This window comes from Vibrio sp. LB10LO1, from assembly GCF_010092875.1.
Lineage (GTDB): Bacteria > Pseudomonadota > Gammaproteobacteria > Enterobacterales > Vibrionaceae > Vibrio > Vibrio campbellii.
The window spans coordinates 51,004-73,735 of the sequence record NZ_JAADJW010000002.1; the positions used below are offsets into that span (position 1 = coordinate 51,004).

Here is a 22,732-nt window from a genome sequence, read left to right on the forward strand (position 1 = left end):
GCGATATGAAAACGACGATTCGTTTGTTAAGCGGCATGATCGCAGGGGCAATATTGGCAGGTTGCTCGGCAGATGCGTATGTTAGCCAAGAGAACCGAGAAAAGTTTGTTGATGTCAATGTTTCCAAGTTTTTGATCAGTGAATGTTTAGCACCGCAACGCGAAATCCATATTGCGGTTGCTGAGCATTTTGACTTCGATAAATCCATCATTCGTGAAGCCGATGCGGCAAGCCTAGATGCGTTCATCCGTGATATTCAAGACTTGGCCGGGCGCATTACGATTGTTGGTCACACCGATTTTAAAGGCTCTGACGAATATAACGAGAAGCTGTCTATGCGCCGTGCTGAATCGGTAGAGGCGTATCTTCAGCAACAACTCAACCCAGAGCAATACGATTGGGAAGTGAAACACTTTGGTGAGTCGCAGCCGCTAGCGTTGGGTAAATCGGATCAAGCTCGCGCCGAAAACCGTCGTGCTTACGTGATGTTTGAAGAGGCGAAGAAGTACGAAGAGATGCCTTTCTGTGAGCCGCCAAAACCAGAACGTAAGATCTACATGGCGATGACACCTCATTTTGATTTCGATAAGTCGGAATTAAAACCGGAAGACCTTTCACAATTAGATGATTTCATCGCAAAACTGCAAGGTTTAGAAGGTAGCATTATGGTGGCTGGTCATACCGACCAAGTGGGCTCGCTCTCTTATAATGAACAACTGGCGGAGCGAAGAGCACAAACCGTAGTGGCGTACCTCAAAACGAAACTCGATCCATCGCAGTTTGTGTGGGAAGTAAAAGCCTTTGGTGAGCTTCAACCTGTGATCAACGAAGAATCTCCAGAAGCCAATGCTTTAAACCGCCGTGCGTTTATCGTATTTAAAGAGAGCGAACTGGGACAACCGACTGAATAATTTGGTAAGGTTGTCCTCTCGCAAGCTAGTTATCTGTTTTCTGAGCGATAGTTAGCATCAAAGGTCAACCTATCCAAACCAAACAGGGAGTCGGGTAATGGAGAAAGTGCAGTTAGTCGTCGATTTTCTTCTCACTCACAAAATTTTATTTTCCGCATTAATCCTGCTGTTCATCATTGTTCTGCGTCGTTTGATTCTGTCTCGAATTCGTGGCGACGATGCCTTCATTACCGAAGAACAACGCAGCTGGATGTCGAGAACCAAAAACGGCACGTTCGCGCTTACGCTGATCCTGTTGTTCATCTTATGGCAATCAGAAATCAGCGAGTTCGCCCTAAGCGTTACCGCGATTGCAGTGGCTATTGTTGTTGCATCTAAAGAGATTATTCTTTGTTTTACCGGTTCGATTCAACGAGCCAGTTCGCGCTCGTTTCGCATCGGTGACTGGATTGAAGTCGGCAAGCTGTGTGGCGAAGTGATTGAGCACAACATGATGGCGACAGTGATTCAAGAAATCGACTTGCACCATGGGCAATACCACTTCACGGGGAAAACCGCGACGTTGCCTAACAGTATGTTTTTCACCTACCCAGTGAAGAACCTCAATTTCATGAAGCGTTACGTTTACCATGACTTTTCTGTTGTGGTGAAAGACTTCGTCAATCTCTACCCACTTTTGCCGTTACTGACCGATAAGATTGACGAACATTGCAGTTATTTTGCTGATGTTGCACACCGTTATAACGCGATGATCGAGAAGCACGCTGGTGTCGATCTTCCGGGGGCTGAGCCGCATATCCATATCTCAAGCAACATCAATGGTGAGCAAATCCTGCACATCATGATTTTCTGTCCGACAGATAAAGCCAACCACTTAGAACACCTGATTCGCAAAGACTTTATGGAGCTTTATGAGCAACGATTTCCAATGAACTCGGAGCACTGAGTCTCAGCTCAATAATCACCAGCTCAATGTAAACCCTCACCAATCAAAGGTGGGGGTTATTTTTATTGTTCATTTGTCGTAACGATAAAATATCTTAATGGATCGAGGCGCATATAATCGTTAAATTACGCGCGCAATCTGCCCTCAGACAACTTCCGCTTGTTGCTTAAAATACATAATAAAAACATCAATTAAGACTACTCAGATAGTCCGTACCGCAATAGCTAGTTTCCTATGGAAGCGACAGCATCGCGGTAAAGGTTGCACGTATGGCTGTTTACTAAACCGCTGAATCTCTATCACGTTTATCATTAAGATGCTTCATGCAAACTGGCTTTAAAATCAAATTTGCTCCTTCTCAACGCCTATTCGCATTGATGGGGCAGTGGCAGTCCGCGTCCAAATCCTATTTAACGGACTTGGCGTCGATCGCATTGCTACTGCTGCCTTTGATTCTCTCTAATGCGTTGGCAGTATTTTTTGGGCACGTCTTCCGTTTTACTGGTTTAATGGATTTGTCCCAGTTGCTGTTTCACGTGTCAGATATCCTGATCAACTTGTACCCGAGTGCATTCTGTGTGGTGGCGGGTTATTACCTTTCCCACAAAACCAATGTTTCTAGTGCGGTGTTCATCATCTATTCGTTGATCATGTTCTACTTGATCTCCATAGAGAATGGCAGTCTTTCACAGATGTACATGTTGCCAAATAACCCGCTGTTGGCGCTATTGAGTGCCACAATGACGTACGTTTACTGCAGCATCTTTAAGATACGTTTGTTAGAGCCTCAAGCCCTCGATTTTTCATCACGGCTGCTTAAGCATGTGGTGCACTTTTTCTTGTTTGTGCTTGTTGCGCTCGTGATGTCCCATTTCACGGCAATCTTTATGGCATTGGCTGGTGGTATGGTTCGCGGACTCGGTGTTGATCCATTAACGTTCAAAGGTGGTCTTATTTACCAAACCGTGCTGGGCTTGCTCGGATCGATTGGTATAAACGGACACAACTTGTTGTTTGCGATTAAGCAGCAGATCTTCGCCGCGACCGAAGCGAATATGATGGCATGGCAAGCCGGAGAGGCGTCACTGAATGTCATCAGCCAAGGTTTTTATGATGCATTTATGTCGATGGGCGGCTCGGGGAACTCGATCAGCTTGCTTCTCTGTGTGTTGATGTTTGCTAAAGAGCGTAACCACTTGATGTTGGCTCTGGCGGCAATGCCACTGGTTATTTTTAACATCAACGAAGTGTTGTTGTTTGGTTTGCCAATCATCTTCAACCCGATTTTGATCATCCCTTTCGTGCTGGTGCCGTTAGTGAGTTTTGTCATCACCTTCTTGTGTATTTCATCGGGTCTTGTTCCGCCAGTTGAAAACATTGTGAACTGGATGACGCCACCACTGTTCAGTGGGTACATGGCAATGGGGAATCAAATCGAAGGCTCGATCTTGCAAGCGCTGATCATTGTTTTGGGTATTTTCATCTATCGACCATTTTACTTGGCATACGCGGGGAAATATTCAGCGCAGTTCCGCGCCAATACGGCTTATTCTGGGATAGAAAGCTCTATCTTTAAAACATTGCTAAGTAATGTAAAAGCATCGAACAACTCAAGCATCAGTAAGTCGACAGCCCAGAAGCGTTTAACTACGATTTTGCGCGAAGGGGAGTTAGTGATGTTCTATCAAAAACTGCAGTCGACGAGAAATATTAACGAGTTCTCGTATGAAGCTCTGCTACGTTATATCGATAAAGATGGCAAGTTATGCCCACCGACATTTGTGAGTGATTTCCAGATGCTTAACTCGATGCCATTACTGGATAAGCTGGTGATTGAGAAAGTCTTGGCAGACATGCAGCAAATGAACTTATCGAAAGATCGTCGTATTGCCATCAACATTGCGGTGGCGACGATCGAGCAAGAAGAGTTTGTGCCGCATTTGTTATCGCGTTTGGCCCATTACGGTATCTCGCCAGAATGGCTGGAGATTGAGATCACGGAAGAAGCGATTCTGAGCAACAAGGTATTCTTGATTAAAACGATGGAAGCGCTGCAAGCTCAAGGCATTCGTATTGCAATGGATGACTTTGGTACTGGCTATGCCTCGTTCCCGCATTTGCTCAAGTACCCGTTTGATAAGATCAAACTTGACCGCTCGCTCTTACTGGATGCCAACGATAAGAAAGGAAAAGATTTATACGAGTTGGTGGCGAAACTGGGTCATATCACCCATTGTGAGGTGGTGGCTGAAGGGGTTGAGACACAAGCGGAGTATGACTTTGTAAAAGCGTGTGAGGTGGATAAAGTGCAAGGTTATTTCTTTGCTCGTCCAGCTCCGTTATTGGACATTTTAGACGAACAGCAAGAAAAGCCATTTCTATCGTCACAATTACAAAGTCGAGTGGAAATATAGACTTGCTGGCGCTAATGTGCGCCTCCTTGCTTAATAAGCAAACAAAATAACAAACTACGTTGACCAAAGAAACAACGAGTTTGAGCAGAATGGAAGGGTGTCGAGGGTTTTGGCTGGCACACTTTCATTCTGTTAAATAGCAACAAGTTGGCTGTAGCTACCTTTGTTGAGTGACTATGCGCAACGTTGAACGATCAACGCTTTGTTACTCGAATGATACCGTCATCGACGTCCTTGTCGAAACTCTCCCTCATTACGAAACAAATTACATGGATTTAATTGCGGCGAATTTCTTAAGCGGCTTCTAGGCCGTTTTTTGATGGATTTACTTAGCCAAATGAACAATCGATATATCAATCGACTTTTTACTTTAATATCTTCCAACTTATACATTAACGGTTTATGTAACGTCCTCGTGATGTTGTTACCAGTCTCGTTAATTTCTGCATTCAGTACATTGCTGAGTAATTTACTGGTGATAGCTGGCTACGAGCAGATTGGTATCACTGTAGGTACAGCGAGTGCCATTATCTGGAAGCTATTTCCAATTTTGCTGTTGGTGTACTTCTCGCAGTTTCTTTCCTCACTGTTGAAAGTCTCTCGTGTGAACGTCATAACGCCATCGTTGATGATTTACTTTATCGTCTGCAATGAATGGGGCTTATTGCAAGATGGTACGGTCGTTCCAAGTAACTACCCATTGGCAATTCTTGTTCCGACCGTCGTCGCTTGGTCTGTGCGTTTTATGCAAAGCCGAAAATGGTTTATGCGCTCTGATTTGCCGAATGTTGTGGATCAATCCTACAACCTCATCGTGGCGACGGTGGTGTTGGTCGTTGGTTATACGGTTTTGGGCTATGCGCTTGGGCAAGCGTTTTGTGCTGCGGATGTTGCGCATCTTCTACTGCCAAAACTGGATCCTAACTCACTGCTTGATGGCGTGATCTACGAATTTGTGCGTAACCTATTTTGGTCGATTGGCATCAACGGCCACATCATTTTTGCGCCTTACAAAGCCGAGCTTTATGAAGTGACGCGTGTTGCGATAGAAAACCATGAAGCGCTTGGAACACCACTGCCAATCTTAACTACTAATTTCTTTGATTTTTATGCAGGGATGGGGGGCGCAGGGAACACCATTTCACTGGTGCTTTGTATGCTTTTTCTGACCAAAAATCGCAGTTATAAAGCGCTTGCGGTAGCGGCATTGGTTTTGAGCTTGTTCAATATTAACGAGCCAATCATTTATGGCTTACCCATCATGTTCAATCCCGTCATGATTGTGCCGTTTCTCATTGCTCCTATTGTAGGGTTAGTCATTGCTTACGTTGCGACAGCGATGGGGCTGGTGGCACCGATTACTGAGATCGTCAGTTGGATGACACCACCATTAGCGAGTGGTTTCATTGGCACAGGCTACACGTGGACGGGCGTGATTTTGCAACTGATCATTATTTTGGTTGGTGTGGTAATTTACTACCCATTCTTTAAGCAAATGGACAAAATTGGTAATGCGGATACGCTGTTTGCAAAGTCAGTTTCTGATGATTTCTTCAATTATGAAGGATTAGACAATGGCAAAGTGGCGGGGGCATTTTTCCCTGAAATCACGAATAAGTTTGCGGCGCAAAAACGCATCAGTGACTTGAAAAAGCATGGCGAGTTTGTGTTGTTCTATCAACCACAGGTTAATGCTCGTACGGGTGAGATTCGTTCGCTTGAAGTACTGATTCGTCATCGCTCTGAAACAGGAGAGATCACACCACCAACGTTTCTTGAGAACTTTGCCAAAGTCGGCTTAATGAGTGAGTTGGATTTATGGGTGGTCGAAACGACATTGCGTGAAGCAGCGCTTTTGGCGAATCGACCAAACTTCAAAGTTTCAATTAACCTATCGCCAGAAACTTGCTTGGTACCAGACTTCACTGAAAAGGTACTGACGATGATTAATGAAAGTGCTCTCTCTTGCTCTCAAGTGGAGTTTGAAATTACCGAAGACATGCTGATTCAGGACGAGCATCGTACTCACTATGTGTTAAGCGCACTGCGAGCTGCGGGGGTGAAGATTGCGTTGGATGACTTTGGTTCTGGTTATTCGTCTATTGGTTACCTGTCAAAATACGATTTCGATAAAGTGAAAATAGACCGTTCGTTAGTACTTAACCTCAACAACAAAAACGGTCGCGAACTGTTTAGGTTAACCGCGAAGCTGGTAAAAATTACCGGAGCCGTCACCGTTGCCGAGGGTATTGAAACAGAGAGCGAATTAGAGTTTATGGCAGAATTAGGTATTGATTTGATTCAAGGCTTTTACTTCTACCGCCCAATGCCGTTTGACGATGTTGTAAAGCTTGAATACAGCGAGCGAGAAGAGCGTTCAGATTACGATCACTTTGCATGCTAAGCAGTAAGTTAACAGCACCAAAAAGGGAAGCGAAATGCTTCCCTTTTCTTTAGGTTCAAATAAGACATCTGTGTGTCCCAATCTCAAATTGGGTCATCTAGATGTAGATGTGTTTACTTGAACTCGAATTTACCTTGCATGATTGCCCAGTGACCAGGGAAAGAACATAAGAACGAGTAGTCGCCTCCCGGAGTCATTTTCTCTGTGCTGAAGGTGATAGAAGTGCTTTCACCGCCGCCCACTACTTTAGTGAAGGCATAAACGCGGTCGTCGTTTGGTTTCACGTAGTTGTTTTCAAGGCCCGCAGACATCCCGTCTGTACCCACCGCTTGAAGGTTAGCCGTATCTGTAATCACAACGTTGTGACCCATTGACTGTGCCGGCATCTTACCAGTGTGGTTCAGCGTCAGTTTCACTTCTTTACACGTCGCTGGCACGCTCAGTGTCTTGGTCGAAAACTGCATCATATCGTTAGCATCGATGGACACTTCACACTCCGCGTTGGCTTGTGCGCCAAAGCTCATTCCAACTAGTGCAAAGGTTGCTGCTACTAAACGTAAAGACATATAACACTCTCCATATTGTATTTTTGGGCTGACTTGGATTCAAACCGATCCAATGCATCTCATTATCATCGAATATTCTGTTTGAAACCGTGCTTTGAACCCTATATTGACGTTTTGTTGCAAAGTTATACTTATGATTTTCACTATTTGATCATTCATTGGGCTTATTTTATGTAATCAAATTAACAAGTTTCAGTAATCTTATCTTTCGGTGTTCTTACATCAATCAACAGAGTAGTTGCAACGTTTTTGGCTGGAATCTCGACAAGTTGTAACTAAATGTTTCTGTGTTTTTTAACTTGTAACGCAAATTTCTCTTAATTCACAAAATTAACAATTATGCAAACAAAAGTTATTTATCGACACGAATAAATAAATTCATCAATTGTTTGATGTCATTTATATAATTTGAACTAGAGTCCCAGTTTAAATTGTCCATATTGTCACTGAATGATTTGTCATCAATTTGACGTCTGAAACTGCTTAATTATTGACGATTTTCCCCCAAAAAATCCTGTTACGTTTTGTTACATCCATCAGCTGCGCCGCGAAAAAAGTTCCTGCTTATAATGATTTACCTTCCTACTGTAGATTATATAAGTCATTAATTATGAATAAGAATATGCTAAATTTCATGCCGAGCGTTCTAGCGCTCGCGATCGGAATGGGACTGCCCGCAGCACAAGCTGGAGTCGTAACCGATGCTGCTGTTGTTGGCTCTGAAAGCCAATGGTGGAACACGTACAAAGTAACCCTGACAAACGATGGTTCTCAATCAATTGAGTTGCGTGATGCCAAGGTTTTGTTTGATTCAAATCTAACTATGTCTGCGCCTTCTTGGGCAGCTACAAGCGTTAGCTACCCAGGCATGGCATTTACGAGCAATGCGAAAGGGAGCCTATTCGAAAACACTCTTACCCTTTCCTTTGATAGCGGTAGTTGGGTTAAGTCACAACTTCCAGCTGGTGAAAGCATCGAGCTAACTCTGGGTGTGAGTGGCGTATTGGATCTTGCTCTACTGCAGAACACTATCCGTTTGATTGCTGATGATGGTGAAGTGGGTGAGCCGGAGATTTCGCTTCAGTTAACGTCACCAGTAAGTGGCGCGGAGTTTGAAGAAGGCCAAGCGGTTGCGATGTTAGCAAACGTAACCGCGACCAATACCAGCGTTAAAGCGGTGACCTTCTTTGTCGATAACGTTCAAGTTGCTCGTGCAACACAGGCGCCTTTCCAAGCAAGTTGGACATCAGTTGGCGTGGGTGCACACACGATTAAAGCAGTAGTGGAAGACACTTCTGGTCTAACACAAGAGCAGGCTGTAAGCATCACAGTTAAAGAAAAGCAAGTTGAGCCGCCACTGGAGCCTGAAGTACATGAACTGACGTTTGTTGCACCAACACAAGGTCAAAAACTGACTGTTGAACAAGCGACGACAATTACTGCACGCGTTGATGGTGAGTTGATCTCGACCCTGGAATTTTGGGCAAACGATCGCAAGCTAGGCCAGCGTAGTATCACAGCTACTCAAAACTCTTACTCGCAATCTTGGACACCAAGCGAAGTTGGCAACGCAACGCTAAAAGTGGTGGTGTTAGATCAAAACGGCCAAACGGTTGAGCAGAACAGCATCGCAGTGACAGTAGAAACTGCACCAAGTTTTGTTAGCCCTGAAGTGAGCTTCTCTTCTCCTGCAAACGGTTCTAAGTTTGAAAAAGACGAGTTGGTATCGATCTCTGTTCGTGCAACGGATGCGGATGATGATTTGTCTCGTGTTATTGTGAAAGCAAACAACCAGCAAATTTGTGAGTTTAACGCGTCTACGGAAAGCCAGTACTCTTGTAACTGGACGGCATCTCAAGTGGGTGATGTGACGTTAGAAGCGGTAGCGACCGATGCTGAAAATCTGACGGCGACTGCACGTGTGAAAATCACAGTGGAAGAAGTTGATACCCCAACGCCTCCGGGTGGCTTGTGTGCTGATTTCAATGTTTACCCAGATTGGACTCGTGGTGACCACGCAACTGGTGGCGACATTATGGTTCACAAGAATATTGCTTACTCAGCGGTTCACTGGACGCAAACTGTTCCGGGTAGTGACGCCTCATGGGCACTGCACCTGAACTGTGATGGCACAGAGCCGGGTACAGCACCAGCGCTATCATTACGCAACCCAATGGACCCAGTTCGCCTTGAAGTTGCTGGTTGGCCAAATACATTTGTTGTAGCGAGCCCATCAACTCAAGCACCAAGCACATTGACGATCGAGACAAGCAGCGCTGATGCGTTAGTAGATGTAGAACAGCTAACACGTGCATTTGTTTCTGTCCTAGAGCAGGCAGAAAACGCAGGCTCAGCCTCTATCGTTATTCAATCGGATGTTCTGGATCTTGCAACACAAGACAAAGGCGCATCATTGGGTACGGTAGCGGTTAAGCAAGCGCTGACAAACGCTATCGATATTACAGGTAGCAATATCGATATCGATGCGATCAACGCACTGAGTGATGATGTAAAAGGTTGGGCACAGGCTCACAACTTGATCTTCACCACACTTGCACCTCAAGCGACATTTGGTTGGTCATTAAGCATTGGCGATTTCGCGTACGATACGCATTCTGGTCGTCAATCAGTATGGGATGAAGCGTCTGTCTTCTCTGCTGATTTGCTTAATAGCTTTGAACTATACAAAGCGGATTCTGCAAATAAAGCAGACTTTGTTGCTTTCACTAAATCGAGCGAGACGGCTGCGCTAACTAGCGAGCAGTGGCACAACGCACTTGAATACGTAAAACAGGTAACAGATTACGTTGAATCACCTGCAATGCTGGCAAACATGTCGACTGCGCAAGCGGCGAACTACTTCATGGGTAGTACGCAAAGCGAGCAGCAAATTCGCAAAGCGGCTTACAGTAACGTGTTTGCATTGATGTTTGATCAAGACTCTCAAGCATTAACCAGCAAGATTGAACTGTACCAAACGGCGAAAGTACCACTGTACTACGTGGGTGAAGAGCTAGAGAAAGGTTCATTGACTCGTATTGAGGCGCTAAACCAAGAGTTAGCTAATGCTGAAAGCGTGATGGATAACGAAGCCTTCCTGTACGAAACGCCGCAATCTCAGTGGGTTCCGTCAACGGTTTACAAGTGGAATGACTTCCTAGATGGCTTGAACGCGATGCACAACATTGGTGTGGCGGGTAACAAGTTCTGGCTGATGGATGACGAAGTCGATGACGCTACCAACATCAAATACGCGAAAGTCGCGATTGCTGCATTCCTTGCACAAAGTATGCAAGAGACTATTCGTTACAACGCTTGTGATGAAAACAACTGGTCAGAAGTGAAATATGGCGCGCCAACGGATTACCCAATGACGGCAAGCTGTGGTCAACTTGGTCAGAAATACGCAGATTATGGTGTAAACCCAGTGTCTGGTCTGGATCACGCGTACTCGTGTCCACGTGATAACAAGATGGAAGTAAGCGCGCTGACGCATGCGAAATGGTACGGTGCACCAGCTCCAGTATTTGCTGCTCCGGATGCTGTGCTTGAAGAGCGTGGTCTACTGGTAAATGGTGCTGCTGGTCGTTGGACGAACAACGGTCACTGTAACGAAGTACCTGAAAGCGTCGATACGTCTAAGCAAGTATGGGAGCGTGACGAGTGTAGAACTTACGTTGGCCAAAAAGCGGGTAAATTTGTTTGGGACGGCAGCAGCCAAGAAAGTGTTGAAGGCTGTGGCTGGTGGGGCCGTGGTGTTATCCAAACCACAGGTCGTCAGAACTTCGGTACGCTTAACCACTACCTAGGTCGTTCACACGTTGATCCATCGACGATCGGTAAGACGATTGATGGCGTAACGGTTGAAGCGCCACCAGAGAATCCGCTATACGCAGAGTTGGACTTCTGTTCGAACCCTGGTCTGATTTGTAGCTCGGAAGAAAACAGAGAGATCAAATGGATTGCTGGTCTATTCTACTGGGTAACATCAGTGCAGGCGTATAACGATGAAGGCGGCCAATACGCAGACTGGAACTACTACAACGAGCTGAAGAAGTACGTTGATAGCGGTCTACAAGGCTCTCAATTTATTGATGACGTTTCAGGCATCGTTAACCGTGGTTGTCCTGATTTGACGTGTTCGACTGGTGACGTTCATAACGTGGAAGAGCGCCGTGATAACTTCAAACTGGTGCTACAAAAGCTAGGACTTGATCCTCGTTAATTCAGATAGAACAACATCGCTGAGTCAAAGCCACCACTGAAAAGTGGTGGCTTTTTTGTTTTTTTCATTCGGCTCAGACGCTTAGTTTTTATTTTTACGTTTCTGTAATAGTTATTTTCTTTTTCTGCTTATTATCATTTATTTTCAACTCAATATAATGCTCGCCATTCCAAACGTATTTACTGCGTTTATGATTTTTATCTTTCGATGAATGGTTTCCGGGAGGGGAGTATGTCGAATTTTGTTGTTGTCGGTGGTGGTGCTGCAGGCCTAGAAATGGTCACGCGTTTAGCGAGCAGTTTTGCGGGTAAATCTGGCCACACCGTCACTTTGGTTGAACCATCTTCTCATCACTTATGGAAACCAAGACTGCATGAAATTGCGGCGGGCACGTTTGACAATGAGCTCGATTCGGTGGCGTTTCGCCTTCATGCTGCTTGCCACGGCTACCAGTATGTTCAAGCGCGCATGTCAGGATTAGATCGAGCAAACAAAACGATTACCGTAAGCGCTGAGTTCTCACCAGAACAAACATTGAAATACGATTACCTTGTGATTGCAGTTGGTGCGATCAGTAATGATTTCAAAATTCCGGGTGTGAGCGATCATTGTTTGTTCTTAGATTCTGCCTCTCAAGCAGAAAAAGCATGGGAGCAGATGAAACAGATGCTGGCGAACGGTGGTGCTCACCGTGTATCTATTGTGGGGGCTGGTGCGACTGGTGTTGAGTTGGCTGCTGAGTGGGCTAAAGTGAGCAAGCAATTAAACCGCTATCAAAATGATACTCAGCTTTCTATTACGCTTATTGAAGCCGCAGACCGCGTATTGCCCGCAAGCGCTGATTGCATGTCTGAAAAAGTACTCAAGAAACTTCAAAAGCAGGGCGTTAACGTCCGTTTAAACACAAAGGTTCAGCGTGCAGAAGCGGATCGCATTGTAACAGAAAATGAAGTCATTCCTGCTGATCTACAAATTTGGGCAGCAGGTATTCGATGCCCAGACTGGTTAGCGAATCTCGATGGTCTGGAAAGCAACCGTATTAACCAAATTAAAGTGTTGCCAACGTTGCAAACCACTCTTGATGAGAGCGTTTTTGTCATCGGTGACAGTGCTGAATGTCCACAAGAGGATGGGCGTGTTGTACCACCACGAGCACAAGCAGCCAACCAAGCAGCGGCGCATTTGGCGAAGCAGTTTAAGCGCTTGGTGAAAGGCAAAGAGCTAAAGCCGTTTGTATTCAAAGATGGTGGCATGGTAGTAGCACTTGGGCATGACTACGCGGTTGGCGCGTTGATGAATGACAAAGTCGTGTTACGTGGACGCTATGTTCGTCGTTTATACGACACCATTTTTAGACTGCATCAACGTGTCATTTTTGGCTGGTTCCGAGTATCAGCGTTGGTTGTGCTTAAACGCGTAAAAGGTTTATTGAACCCTTATTACAAAGGCTCTTGGTCTTAATCCCAGTCAGTATTATTCGTTTCTGTCTTTTCACTATTATCGAGCGCCCAAATCATAACGATTTGTGGCGCTAGGTGTTTTTTATGCGTCATTTGCAACTCTCTTTACCTGTCCAACTTCTTATTTCTGCTTTGCTTGCTTGGAGTGGGGCTCAAGCCATCCTTCTTCTCGTCGAACATGGTTTTGCAGATAAATCGCTATTGCTGTCGAGTGATTACTACCAAATTTTGATGTTGAGTAAAACGGTCTACCTAGGTTTGCTCAAAATGGTGGTGGGCTTGATGGTACTGTTCTCCCTTGTCGAGGGTATTACCAATATCGGTTCAACCTTACGCCTTAAAGCATTGGGTGGACGAACGCTGCTTTTCTATAGTTTCACGACTCTAATCGCCATCAGCTTGGGGCTTGGTGCTTCTTTGGCATTGCCAGCATGGGAGCCGCTCAGTCAGACTATTCCTGTTGGCAGTGATGTTCGTTTGATTGATGAGCAAGGGGCCGGTGGGGCAGCGATATTGACCAATCTCGTCAAGATGGCAATGGTCAATCCGTTTGCTGCATTGGCGAATGGTAACTTACTGGCGATCGTCGTTTTCTCCTTTATGGCAGGCGTTGCGATTTTGCTTTCGGTGCCATCAGGTCACCCTTTATTGGCGGTGATTTCGGGGTTAAACAAAAGCATCAACACCATGATTCGTGGCATCGTTAAACTGTCTCCGATTGCTATTTTCGCTATCGTGCTTGATATCACGTTGACTTCGAATGGCAATCTGATTCAGCAACTTGCGCTGTTTGCGTTGCTGGTGTTTGTGCTTACTATGGTGCACGGGTTAGTCGTATTACCGACGATTGCTAAGGTTATGACGGGGATTTCGCCGATTACGTTGTTTAAAGCGATTTCAGCACCGTTAGCCATGGCGTTCGCAACTTCCTCTAGTGCAGCTGCTCTGCCTCTTGCAAAGCAAAGTGCGGAAGACAATTTAGATGTCTCACCAGAAGTCAGCAGTATGGTGTTGCCACTCGGCTCTGTAATGAACATGGACGGTACGGCGCTATTTGAAGGTGTTGCCGCGATTTTCTTGGCGCAACTGTTCGGTGTGGATTTGAGCACGACTGGATTGGTGATGATTTTTATCATGGCTATGGTCTCTTCTGTCGGTGCTCCGGGCATGCCTTCTGGCTCTATGTCGGGTATGCAGTTAGTGCTGTTAGCTGCAGGTATTCCATTGGAAGCGATTGCGATTTTATTGGTGATCGAAAGACCGCTGGACACCTTCCGCACTGCCGTTAATGTGGAGGGGGATTTAGTCGCGACGCTTGTGATCGACCGTTGGCAAAAGAAGACGACGGTGGATTCACAATCTCTTGATTCGTCAGAGATGCTAGTGGGCTAAAAGCAAAACGCACTCTCAATGGAGAGTGCGTTTTTCGTTGTTCTGAACTTAGATGAGCGGAAACGGGCTACGCTTTTTTAAGCTCGAATAATGCGTCATGCAGTGAAGGAACGATCGCATGGCCAAAATCACGCACTTCTGCGCAAGGCTCAACAAGGTCTGGGATTTGGAAAGTGACCATGTTAGCTGCTACCGCAGAGCGTACGCCATTGTTGGAATCTTCAAAGGCAAGACATTTGGTTGGGTCAACGTTTAGTCTACTTGCTGCAAGCAGATAGATCTCTGGATCCGGCTTTCCGTGTGAGACCTCACAGCCCGTGGTTAAGTTGTCGAAATACTTGCTCAGACCCGCCAGCTCCAACTTCTTTCTCGCGACTTCTTTTGCAGTAGAAGTCGCAACGGCAATGGGTAAACCTTGTTGTTTTAGCCACTCAAGCAGTTCTACCACGCCTTCTTTTACTGGAATGGCTTGATGTTTTACAACCGCATCGTAGCGAGTGCGCCATTCGTGATGAAGGCGATCTAAATCATCACCGTAAGCTTTGCGGAAAATGACCTCAATGCCCGCCGAGTTGCGACCAATGATTGAAAGGTAAACGTCTTTGTAGAATGGGAGGCTTTGTGCCTCACACGCTTCTTGGAAAATGCGCATGCACACTCGCTCCGTATCGAGGAGCAATCCATCCATATCGAAAATAGCTGCTTGATAATTCATTACGTTGTGACTTGTCGATTGAGATGGCGCATTTTGACATAAGCGGAATCGATTTTCTTGTGCAATTCGATCATCATCAACTTTTGGTCGAATAAAGACAAAAGTGGGCAAGTGCTGTTCCATACGAAAAAATAATTTAATACTGAAATCGATATTGCGCTAATTTGTCGGGAAGAAGCGTTTACGACAATCTATTAAAATAGACAGAAGAGCAGAGATCCGTCTCTGCTCTTTTTTGATTTCGAGAGAGGGGCTTTAAGTCCTTCATGGGTTTATTCTGTGATTCTAGTCACGAAGCAATTCCTACCTGTTAACTTAATAAATGTTATGTTATAACATAATTTCTTCTCAGCTAGTTAATACCGCTTATGTCTTTGTATGCGGACTGCTGGTACCAGCGAGAGAATAAAAGTGATTTTAGGTTTGTTGCTCGTGCCGGGTGATTAATACCCGTTTAGAGAGATGGAGGGGTCCAATCGATTTTTTCGGAATATTTACTGGTCTTGCAACCTTTTCCAAAGCGATATCAATCTTGGTATCGCTTTTTTTCTGTCTGTAGAAAGCGAAATAAAGCTTAAGCTCATTTGGCAAGCGTTCGTTCTAGAAGGGGGAATAAAACAGGCTTTTACTGAGTTTATTTGCTGTTAATTATATGAATAAAAAGGATTTTATCCGCTTTTTAGGTGAGTTTAACCCTGATATATGGATCTAATATCACAAATTTCTATATTAAAGTTGTTTCATATTTGTTTGGTGAGTTAGTTTCCCTCTCGAATCTAACGAGGAGAATAGAACATTACTATGAAAAATATAAAAGTTGCAGTCGTCTTCATCGCTGGTATTAGCCTACAAGCTCATGCCAACAACTCAGTTGATATCACCAGTAGCACGCCTGAGGGAGTGCATACAAAGTTTGAATCTGCTCATCAAGTCCGTGATCGAATGGCGTCGTCTGGTTTTACGCTGCATCGTTGTGGTATCCAGTCTATCAAGAAAGGCCACATGGCTGATCAAGATATGGAAACCCCACACAGCCAGATTACTTGTATGTACTCAAAACCTGGTGCGCAAGTTACGGATGAATCCGAAATTGCTTATTGGCACTTAAACGTCGTTTACGATATGAGCAGCCAGATGTACAAAGCAGGCAACGAGTTTACCGATATCTATCAGACTCATATCTACACGCTAACACCGAGCTACCTTCTTGATGCTGCTCCTAACTTTCATCAGCAAAGAGCAAGTCTTCAGTCATCTGGTAAGAGCGTAGGTGAATGTGAGTTGCAGCAAATTTACTACTTTATGAAGCCGACAGAGGCAACGTACCTTTCGCATGTTGCAACTTGCCCAGTTTATGCCGCAGAAGGTGAACTATCAGGTCACCTGAATGTTGCTATCGACTACAACTCTGAAAGAAAAGGCTATACGGAAGCTAGTGTTGGCTTTGAATCTCTATAGTCTTTTAGATTAGTCAGTATTCAACCTTTCGCTTTATGCACCAGTTAATGACTGGTGCATTTTTAACTTTCCTGAGACTCTCTGGCAGCTTTGCTTGTCTGTGCGAAACCTAAAAAATACCCTAGCCTGCATTGGCTCAGGCTAGGGCGAAGCTCAGTCAGAGCGTTAAGGATTGCAGGAGTTACTATATATGCAATTGGTTTAATATTCACTATCTGCCATCACACAACTAGACCTTTAGGGTGATGGAATGGTTAGTACGGTCGCCAAAAAGTGTACGTCTTTGGCTCAAGTGCTCTTTCGTGCCGTGCTCACCCCCATATTTTAAACGAGATAAAAAACCACAAACAAAACAATGATATTGCTATATCTTTATATTGTAGAAATTATTTCTGCATTTTATTTTATATGTGGAAAATTATTTTAGTTGGCAGGTAAAGAACCCTACAAATAGCAAAATGTTTCTCGAGGGAAGACTTTAGAATGTGACACGTAAATCTGGTGATACAAGCCAGTGAATATTAAATAATTTAAGTAAGTCGTCGTCATGAATTCAAAGTCTTTTATATTTTTGCTCTTTTTGTCTGTGTGTTTGATCTGGGGAACCACTTGGTTCGCAATGGAAGTCGCATTGCACTCTATTCCTCCTGTTCTTGCCACAGGTATGCGTTTTTTCCTTGCTGCACCTTTGCTGTTTGTGATGGCAAAAGCATTCAAACAACCTTTGATGTTCCCAAAGGGTAAACGTCATTGGATTTTTATCGTGGCTGTTTTGTACTTTGCGATGCCGTTTACGCTGATGATTTACGGAGAGCAATACATCTCGTCGGGTCTTGCATCGATTATTTTTGCCAACATGCCGGTTGCGGTGATGCTAATGTCTGGCCTGTTTTTGGGGCTGCGTTTGGCGCGTCATCAAGTGTTTGGTTTGTTGACGGCAGTGGTAAGTCTTTGTCTGATTTTGGGCAACGAGATGCAACTGGGTGGGGAAGATTACTTACTAGGTACGCTGTCGTTAGCGCTTGCGGTGGCGATGCATGCGGTAATGTATGTGTTAGTTCAAAAGTACTGCAAGGACATTCAGGTGTTGACCTATAATGCGGTGCCTTGTTTTATTGCGTCTCTGCTACTATTCGCTTTATCGGCAGTATGTGAGCAAGTTGATGTAGCGGCATTTACTTACGACTCAGTCCTAGCGGTCGTTTATCTTGGCTTTGTGGCAAGTGTTGGCGGTATTGTGGCTTACTTTAAACTTGGTCAGGTTTCGACACCGTTTCAAGCTTCGATTTGTTTTCTGATTTTCCCTTTGGTCGCGTTATTCCTATCCGCGTTTATTAATGGAGAAATGCTTTCAGAGCAGTCGATTATCTTAATGCTACCTCTTATGTTTGGCATTTTGTTAACCAAAGCACCTAAGAAGCTTTTCAAGTTACGCTCAGTGGCAGTACCCGCCGAGTAACGCATAGCAAGAGGCTCTCGTGGGCCTCTTTTTTTGCCCTGAACTCGCAACACCCCCTTCTTTTATAAACACTGTAGTAAACGGCGAGGTAGCGCGGTTTGATCCATCCAATGATTTGGAATCGACATTGGTGTGTCGTAGTAACTTGCCCCAAGAATGGCACCGAGCGGAATAGCTCGTCCACTTGAATCGCCGCCACAGTAAATGTTCTCACGCATGGTAGTTTCGTAGCTTTCTGAGTTCATCAACAAATGACAAATCACCACAAACGAAGCGTCTAAACCGCAATGCATCCCAACCGACTCCGCAACGCTGGTGGCGGTTCTGCCGCTCATCGCTTCTGCACGTTGAATATCGCTGGCAATCTTTGGAGAAACCGTCCGAGCTGCCATTACACACGCTTTGGGCGCAGCGCCTTGCAATGCCATCTGAATCATCACTGCGACAGCTTGAGCATACATAACGGCGGTGTCGTTGTTGTTGGTAACCCGCACGGCGGAGTCGACCAGTTTAGCGAGTTTGTCATCATCAGAATGAAAAGCCACCAACGGAGGAAGCTTAGATAGTGCTGGATTTTGCGTGTCGTCAGCCCCACACAAAGTTACGCGCAGTTCTTTGGCTTCCAACTCATGAATGTTGAGCAGTGTTTGCTTTGTCGGTTTGTCTGTATAGCCCTGCCATTTACCACCAAAATCAAACCACTCTCGAAAGGAGCGAATGTAACGCGCCTCGTCGTAGTGTCCGGTTTGAACCAGAGCATCTAACATGGCAACAAGCTGTGCGCCATAGTGGGTGAGGTCACCGACTTGCTTGCTACCGTGGGCAAAATAACCTTTGTCATGGTATTCAGTTCGGTTAGGTTGATGAAATTCCGGATGCGGAGAACCAAACTGCCTGATGAGTTCTTGATCGTAAAGCCAATGAAATCCGAGAGATGCTGCATCACCGACGAGTGCGCCGATAATGGCATGAAGAGAGCGAGCGTTTCTATGAGTCATCTTGCCACCTTTATCAACAGGACTACTCAATAAGTCTTACACAGTTTCTTGGTTTTGTAGGGAAATTTTTCTGTTTTGGATCAAGACTATAGTGCTCAATTAACCATTGCTTTACTAGGGTTAAAAAGACTAAGGTTAAAAGCAAAACGCCCCGCGAGTGGCGAGGCGTTGGTTTTAGTGGCGTACTATTAATAATAACGATTAACTGTAAGCGCGTGCGACGCGACCTTCACAATCCAAAGTAACCTGTTTTGCGTAAGCTGGAATGAAAACTGATTGTCCTTTTTCAACTACGCATGTTTCGCCGTTAGCGTGAGTTATCACAAGTTTGGTATCCAGAGGCATAAGGATCTCAGCGGTTTGAACTTCTAGAGTGCGCTGGTGAGCTTGCTTAACGATAGCGAATTTGAAATCGTCCACAGGAATTGGGTATTCCAACATGTCTTCGATTTCGTTTGGTGCAAGCAATAGGCTGTCGAATGGCTTCTCGTTGAAGCGTGTGCACGCAACGAGCTCTTTCACGTCCATGTATTTTGGTGTTAGACCTGCGCGTAGTACGTTGTCTGAGTTCGCCATGATCTCTAGACCTGTACCTTTTAAGTAAGCGTGTGGCGTTTCTGCATCCAAGAACATAGCATCACCTGGTTGTAGGGTAATCACATTAAGCATCAGTGGCGCAAACAAACCAATATCGCCAGGGTATTGCTTCTCTAGTTCAAGAATGAGGTTGAACAGAGGTAAGTCGGTGATGCGAGCTTGAGCCAATAGCACCGTCAACGCCATCTCTTTCTGTTCGCCTTCAAGTGACAGTAGACCCGAGAAGAAGGTTGCCAAGCCCGTTGGCGTTTGGTTTGCGATAAGGTCATCCACCAGGCCTTGTAGCTCAGGAATTGCCAGCTCAGAGAAGAAGCTGATGATTTCACTTGTTGGGCGGAAGCCATTCATCGCTTGGTATTCGGTTAGCGCGTAAACCAACTCAGGTTTGTGGTTTGGATCTTTGTAGTTACGGTTTGCAGCGGTTAGGGGGATGCCTTGTTTTTCTTCCAGTGCAAAGCCTAATTCTGCTTGTTGTTTGTTTGGGTGAACCTGAATCGACAGCGCTTTCTCAGCAGCAAGCACTTTAAACAGGTATGGAAGTTCACCAAAACGGTTTGCGACTTCTTCACTCAGAAAGGCATTCATGTCTTGAGTAATCAGTGAAGACAGTTTGGTCTCCTCACCGTTTACCATCACCAATGAGCAACCGTTGGGATGCGCGCCCATCCATACTTCTGCTTGTGGTTCGCCCGTTGGGTTTTCAATGCCAAACAGTTGGTTAACAGAAGTAGTACTGCCCCAAGCGTAGTTTTGAATCACGTTGTTCATCAGGAAAAACATCGGATGCTTAGCTTGAGTTTGAATCGTTTGTGTATCGGACATCGTTAAATCAGACATAGAGTGTCACCATGAGAGAAAATCATGGCTTGGGCGACATTGCCCAAGCCATAGGAGCCATTTGGGGGTAGGGGTGATTAAGCGGCTGCTTGCATCATTTTTGCTTTGCGAACTTTCTTCAGAGTTACACACGTTACTGCGGTAACTACTGCGCCAGCTGCCATACAAATCAGAGCAAGTACTGGGTGGTTCATCGCGCCAAGTAGAGCCACAACTGGACCGCCGTGAGCAACACTGTTGGTAATGCCGAATGAGAACGCCATTACTGCCGCTACCATTGAGCCAAGTACGTTTGCAGGAATCACTGACATTGGATCTTGCGCTGCGAACGGAATCGCACCTTCAGAGATACCAACCAGACCCATTGCACCAGCTGCTTTGCCCGCTTCTGTTTCTGATTCTTCGAACAGGTCAAATTTACGACCCAGTGCAGTTGCCAGTGCCATGCCTAGAGGTGCAACAGGGATTGCACACGCCATCGCACCCATAAATTGAGTTTGACCGCTCGCAATCATGCCAACAGAGAATAGGAACGCGACCTTGTTGAATGGACCACCCATATCGAAGCCAGCCATACCACCAAGTACGATACCCAGTAGCATGACGTTACCTGTGCTCATGCTCGTTAGTAGCGCAGTCAGACCGTCCATTAGGCTTGCGATTGGCGCGCCGATAACGAAGATGAAAAGACCAGCGATGAATAGCGAACCTGTGATTGGCGCAATCATGATTGGCACCAAAGGTTGAATGAACTTGTGGTAGTTAATCGATGTAATCCACTTCACGAAGTAACCCACAAGTAGACCCGCGATGATGGCACCGATAAAGCCTGTACCTGCTTCTGCGCCGTAGAAAGAACCGTTGTTTGCAATCCAACCACCGATCAAGCCAGGAGCCAGAGCAGGACGGTCAGCAATCGCGTAAGCAATGTAACCCGCTAAGATTGGGATCATCAGCGTAAAGGCAACCACACCGACGTTGAGGATTTGGTTCCACATGCTGCCTTCAGGAATAGCCATGCCCGCTTCACTTGGCTGTCCACCGACGGCAAGAGCAAGTGCAATCAACAGACCACCCGTTACAACGAATGGGATCATGTGTGATACGCCGTTCATCAAGTAGCGGTATAGGTCAGAGCGAGCCTGAGAGGCTTTGTTCGCAACAGAGGTTTGTGCATTGCTGCTTGCTTCTGCTTGGAGTTGTGGTGCACTTAACGCCTCGCTAATCAGACCTTGAGCATCGCGAATAGGAGCTTTTACGTTAGTTTGAACCACGCGCTTACCCGCGAAGCGGTTCATGTCGACTTGTTTGTCACATGCCACGATGATTGCGTCTGCACGCTCGATTTCTTCTGCGGTTGGGCTATTTTTCACACCGATTGAACCGTTCGTTTCAACCTTGATTTCGTAACCCATCGCCGCTGCACCTTTCTCTAGCGCTTCTGCTGCAAGGTAAGTGTGTGCAACGCCCGCAGGACAACCAGTAACACCAATGATGAAACCTTGGTTTGCTGGAGCGTCCGCCACTGGTTGCGGCTCTTCTTTAGCAAGCAGGAGTGCTAGTGCGTCTTGGCTGTTTGCTGCACCTAAGAACGCATCAATGAAACCATCTTCAATCAGTTTTGAAGATAGCTCTGCAAGTACTTCGATGTGGTGGTTATCGCCACCGTCTGGAGAGGCTATCATGAAGAACAATTTTGAAGGCAAACCGTCTTCCGTACCGTATTCGATACCAGATTTGCTCACGCCAATCACAACCGCTGGTTCAATGACTGCTGCACTTTTCGCGTGTGGGATCGCAACGCCATCTTCAAATCCGGTATTACCTAATTCTTCACGTGCTTTTATATCTGCAAGAAATTGCTCTTGGTCTGAAATACGACCTTGGGCGTGTAGAACTGCAACCAGTTCTTTAAATACGTCTTCTTTTGAAGTCGCTTGAAGATCAAGCTTAATTAAGTCTTCATTTATTAGTTTGGTGATCATTGTCGAACCCCTATAAATATAATTTTTATTTCAGGGGTATTTTGAAATTAACCAAGCGGAGACAGTAGTGAAGAAAAAATGCATTTACTGGACGATTGTAACTGCCCGACTAGAGTGTGATGTAGATCGTCTACTGGATAAACTTACTGCATATCTGTGACATCATGTGGAAGTCGATGAATCATAGGTGAAATGTGTTGTTGCTCCCATATATAAGGGATTGAAGACTTTTTTGATGATTTGCTAGACTGGATAATTGATGCGTTAACTGGATTTTTGTAACCTTAAAATGGAAGTGTGATTTTGCTCAATAGCACAAAAATCCAGTAGGGTGTATATCTATAGGTATAGCATCATGGATGCGT

At 45.4% G+C, this 22,732-nt stretch carries 14 protein-coding genes; 9 read left to right on the forward strand and 5 right to left on the reverse strand.

Annotated elements, in window-relative coordinates; genetic code table 11:
• The first annotated feature begins 5 nt into the window (after positions 1-5).
• The 4 genes from GXP65_RS01630 (at position 6) to GXP65_RS01645 (ending at position 6,675) form a co-directional block, all read left to right on the forward strand.
• The gene (locus tag GXP65_RS01630; protein ID WP_162091830.1) at positions 6-911 is read left to right on the forward strand and encodes an OmpA family protein; all 906 of its coding nucleotides are present in this window, start codon (positions 6-8) and stop codon (positions 909-911) included.
• A 97-nt stretch (positions 912-1,008) separates the two neighbouring features.
• Positions 1,009-1,857 carry a mechanosensitive ion channel family protein gene (locus GXP65_RS01635; protein ID WP_051118907.1) on the forward strand — a complete coding sequence of 283 codons (849 nt, stop codon included), beginning with the start codon at positions 1,009-1,011 and terminating at the stop codon, positions 1,855-1,857.
• A gap of 323 nt (positions 1,858-2,180) precedes the next feature.
• Positions 2,181-4,271 (forward strand): EAL domain-containing protein, encoded by a 2,091-nt coding sequence (locus GXP65_RS01640; RefSeq protein WP_079401873.1) that lies wholly within the window; start codon positions 2,181-2,183, stop codon positions 4,269-4,271.
• 337 nt (positions 4,272-4,608) lie between these two features.
• The gene (locus GXP65_RS01645; RefSeq protein ID WP_162091831.1) at positions 4,609-6,675 is read left to right on the forward strand and encodes an EAL domain-containing protein; all 2,067 of its coding nucleotides are present in this window, start codon (positions 4,609-4,611) and stop codon (positions 6,673-6,675) included.
• 113 nt (positions 6,676-6,788) lie between these two features.
• On the opposite strand, the gene azu is transcribed toward GXP65_RS01645, so the two are convergent.
• Complete coding sequence (gene azu / locus GXP65_RS01650; protein ID WP_005432103.1) at positions 6,789-7,241, reverse strand: azurin; 453 nt, start codon at positions 7,239-7,241, stop codon at positions 6,789-6,791.
• A 610-nt stretch (positions 7,242-7,851) separates the two neighbouring features.
• Between azu and GXP65_RS01655 the strand changes: the two genes are divergently transcribed.
• The 3 genes from GXP65_RS01655 (at position 7,852) to GXP65_RS01665 (ending at position 14,318) form a co-directional block, all read left to right on the forward strand.
• Positions 7,852-11,466: an Ig-like domain-containing protein gene (locus GXP65_RS01655; RefSeq protein ID WP_045416786.1), complete on the forward strand. Its 3,615-nt coding sequence runs from the start codon at positions 7,852-7,854 to the stop codon at positions 11,464-11,466.
• Positions 11,467-11,697: 231 nt separating this feature from the next.
• Positions 11,698-12,927, forward strand: a complete 1,230-nt coding sequence (locus GXP65_RS01660) for an NAD(P)/FAD-dependent oxidoreductase (protein WP_045416784.1) — start codon at positions 11,698-11,700, stop codon at positions 12,925-12,927.
• Positions 12,928-13,010: 83 nt separating this feature from the next.
• Positions 13,011-14,318 carry a dicarboxylate/amino acid:cation symporter gene (locus tag GXP65_RS01665; RefSeq protein WP_045416781.1) on the forward strand — a complete coding sequence of 436 codons (1,308 nt, stop codon included), beginning with the start codon at positions 13,011-13,013 and terminating at the stop codon, positions 14,316-14,318.
• A 67-nt stretch (positions 14,319-14,385) separates the two neighbouring features.
• Here GXP65_RS01665 and GXP65_RS01670 read toward each other — a convergent pair whose 3' ends face one another.
• The gene (locus GXP65_RS01670) at positions 14,386-15,033 is read right to left on the reverse strand and encodes an HAD family phosphatase (RefSeq protein ID WP_045416778.1); all 648 of its coding nucleotides are present in this window, start codon (positions 15,031-15,033) and stop codon (positions 14,386-14,388) included.
• Positions 15,034-15,834: 801 nt separating this feature from the next.
• Here GXP65_RS01670 and GXP65_RS01675 point away from each other — a divergent pair.
• Positions 15,835-16,491: a hypothetical protein gene (locus GXP65_RS01675; protein WP_038889121.1), complete on the forward strand. Its 657-nt coding sequence runs from the start codon at positions 15,835-15,837 to the stop codon at positions 16,489-16,491.
• Between the two features lie 547 nt (positions 16,492-17,038).
• Positions 17,039-17,950: a DMT family transporter gene (locus tag GXP65_RS01680; protein ID WP_032999968.1), complete on the forward strand. Its 912-nt coding sequence runs from the start codon at positions 17,039-17,041 to the stop codon at positions 17,948-17,950.
• A 62-nt stretch (positions 17,951-18,012) separates the two neighbouring features.
• On the opposite strand, the gene GXP65_RS01685 is transcribed toward GXP65_RS01680, so the two are convergent.
• The 3 genes from GXP65_RS01685 to GXP65_RS01695 all read right to left on the reverse strand — a co-directional run bounded on the left by GXP65_RS01685 (position 18,013) and on the right by GXP65_RS01695 (position 22,367).
• Positions 18,013-18,948 carry an ADP-ribosylglycohydrolase family protein gene (locus GXP65_RS01685; protein WP_162091832.1) on the reverse strand — a complete coding sequence of 312 codons (936 nt, stop codon included), beginning with the start codon at positions 18,946-18,948 and terminating at the stop codon, positions 18,013-18,015.
• 201 nt (positions 18,949-19,149) lie between these two features.
• Positions 19,150-20,382 (reverse strand): mannose-6-phosphate isomerase, class I, encoded by a 1,233-nt coding sequence (gene manA / locus GXP65_RS01690; RefSeq protein WP_162091833.1) that lies wholly within the window; start codon positions 20,380-20,382, stop codon positions 19,150-19,152.
• A gap of 77 nt (positions 20,383-20,459) precedes the next feature.
• Entirely contained in the window at positions 20,460-22,367 is a 1,908-nt protein-coding gene (locus tag GXP65_RS01695) for a fructose-specific PTS transporter subunit EIIC (protein ID WP_162091834.1), read from the reverse strand.
• Between the last annotated feature and the right edge of the window lie 365 nt (positions 22,368-22,732).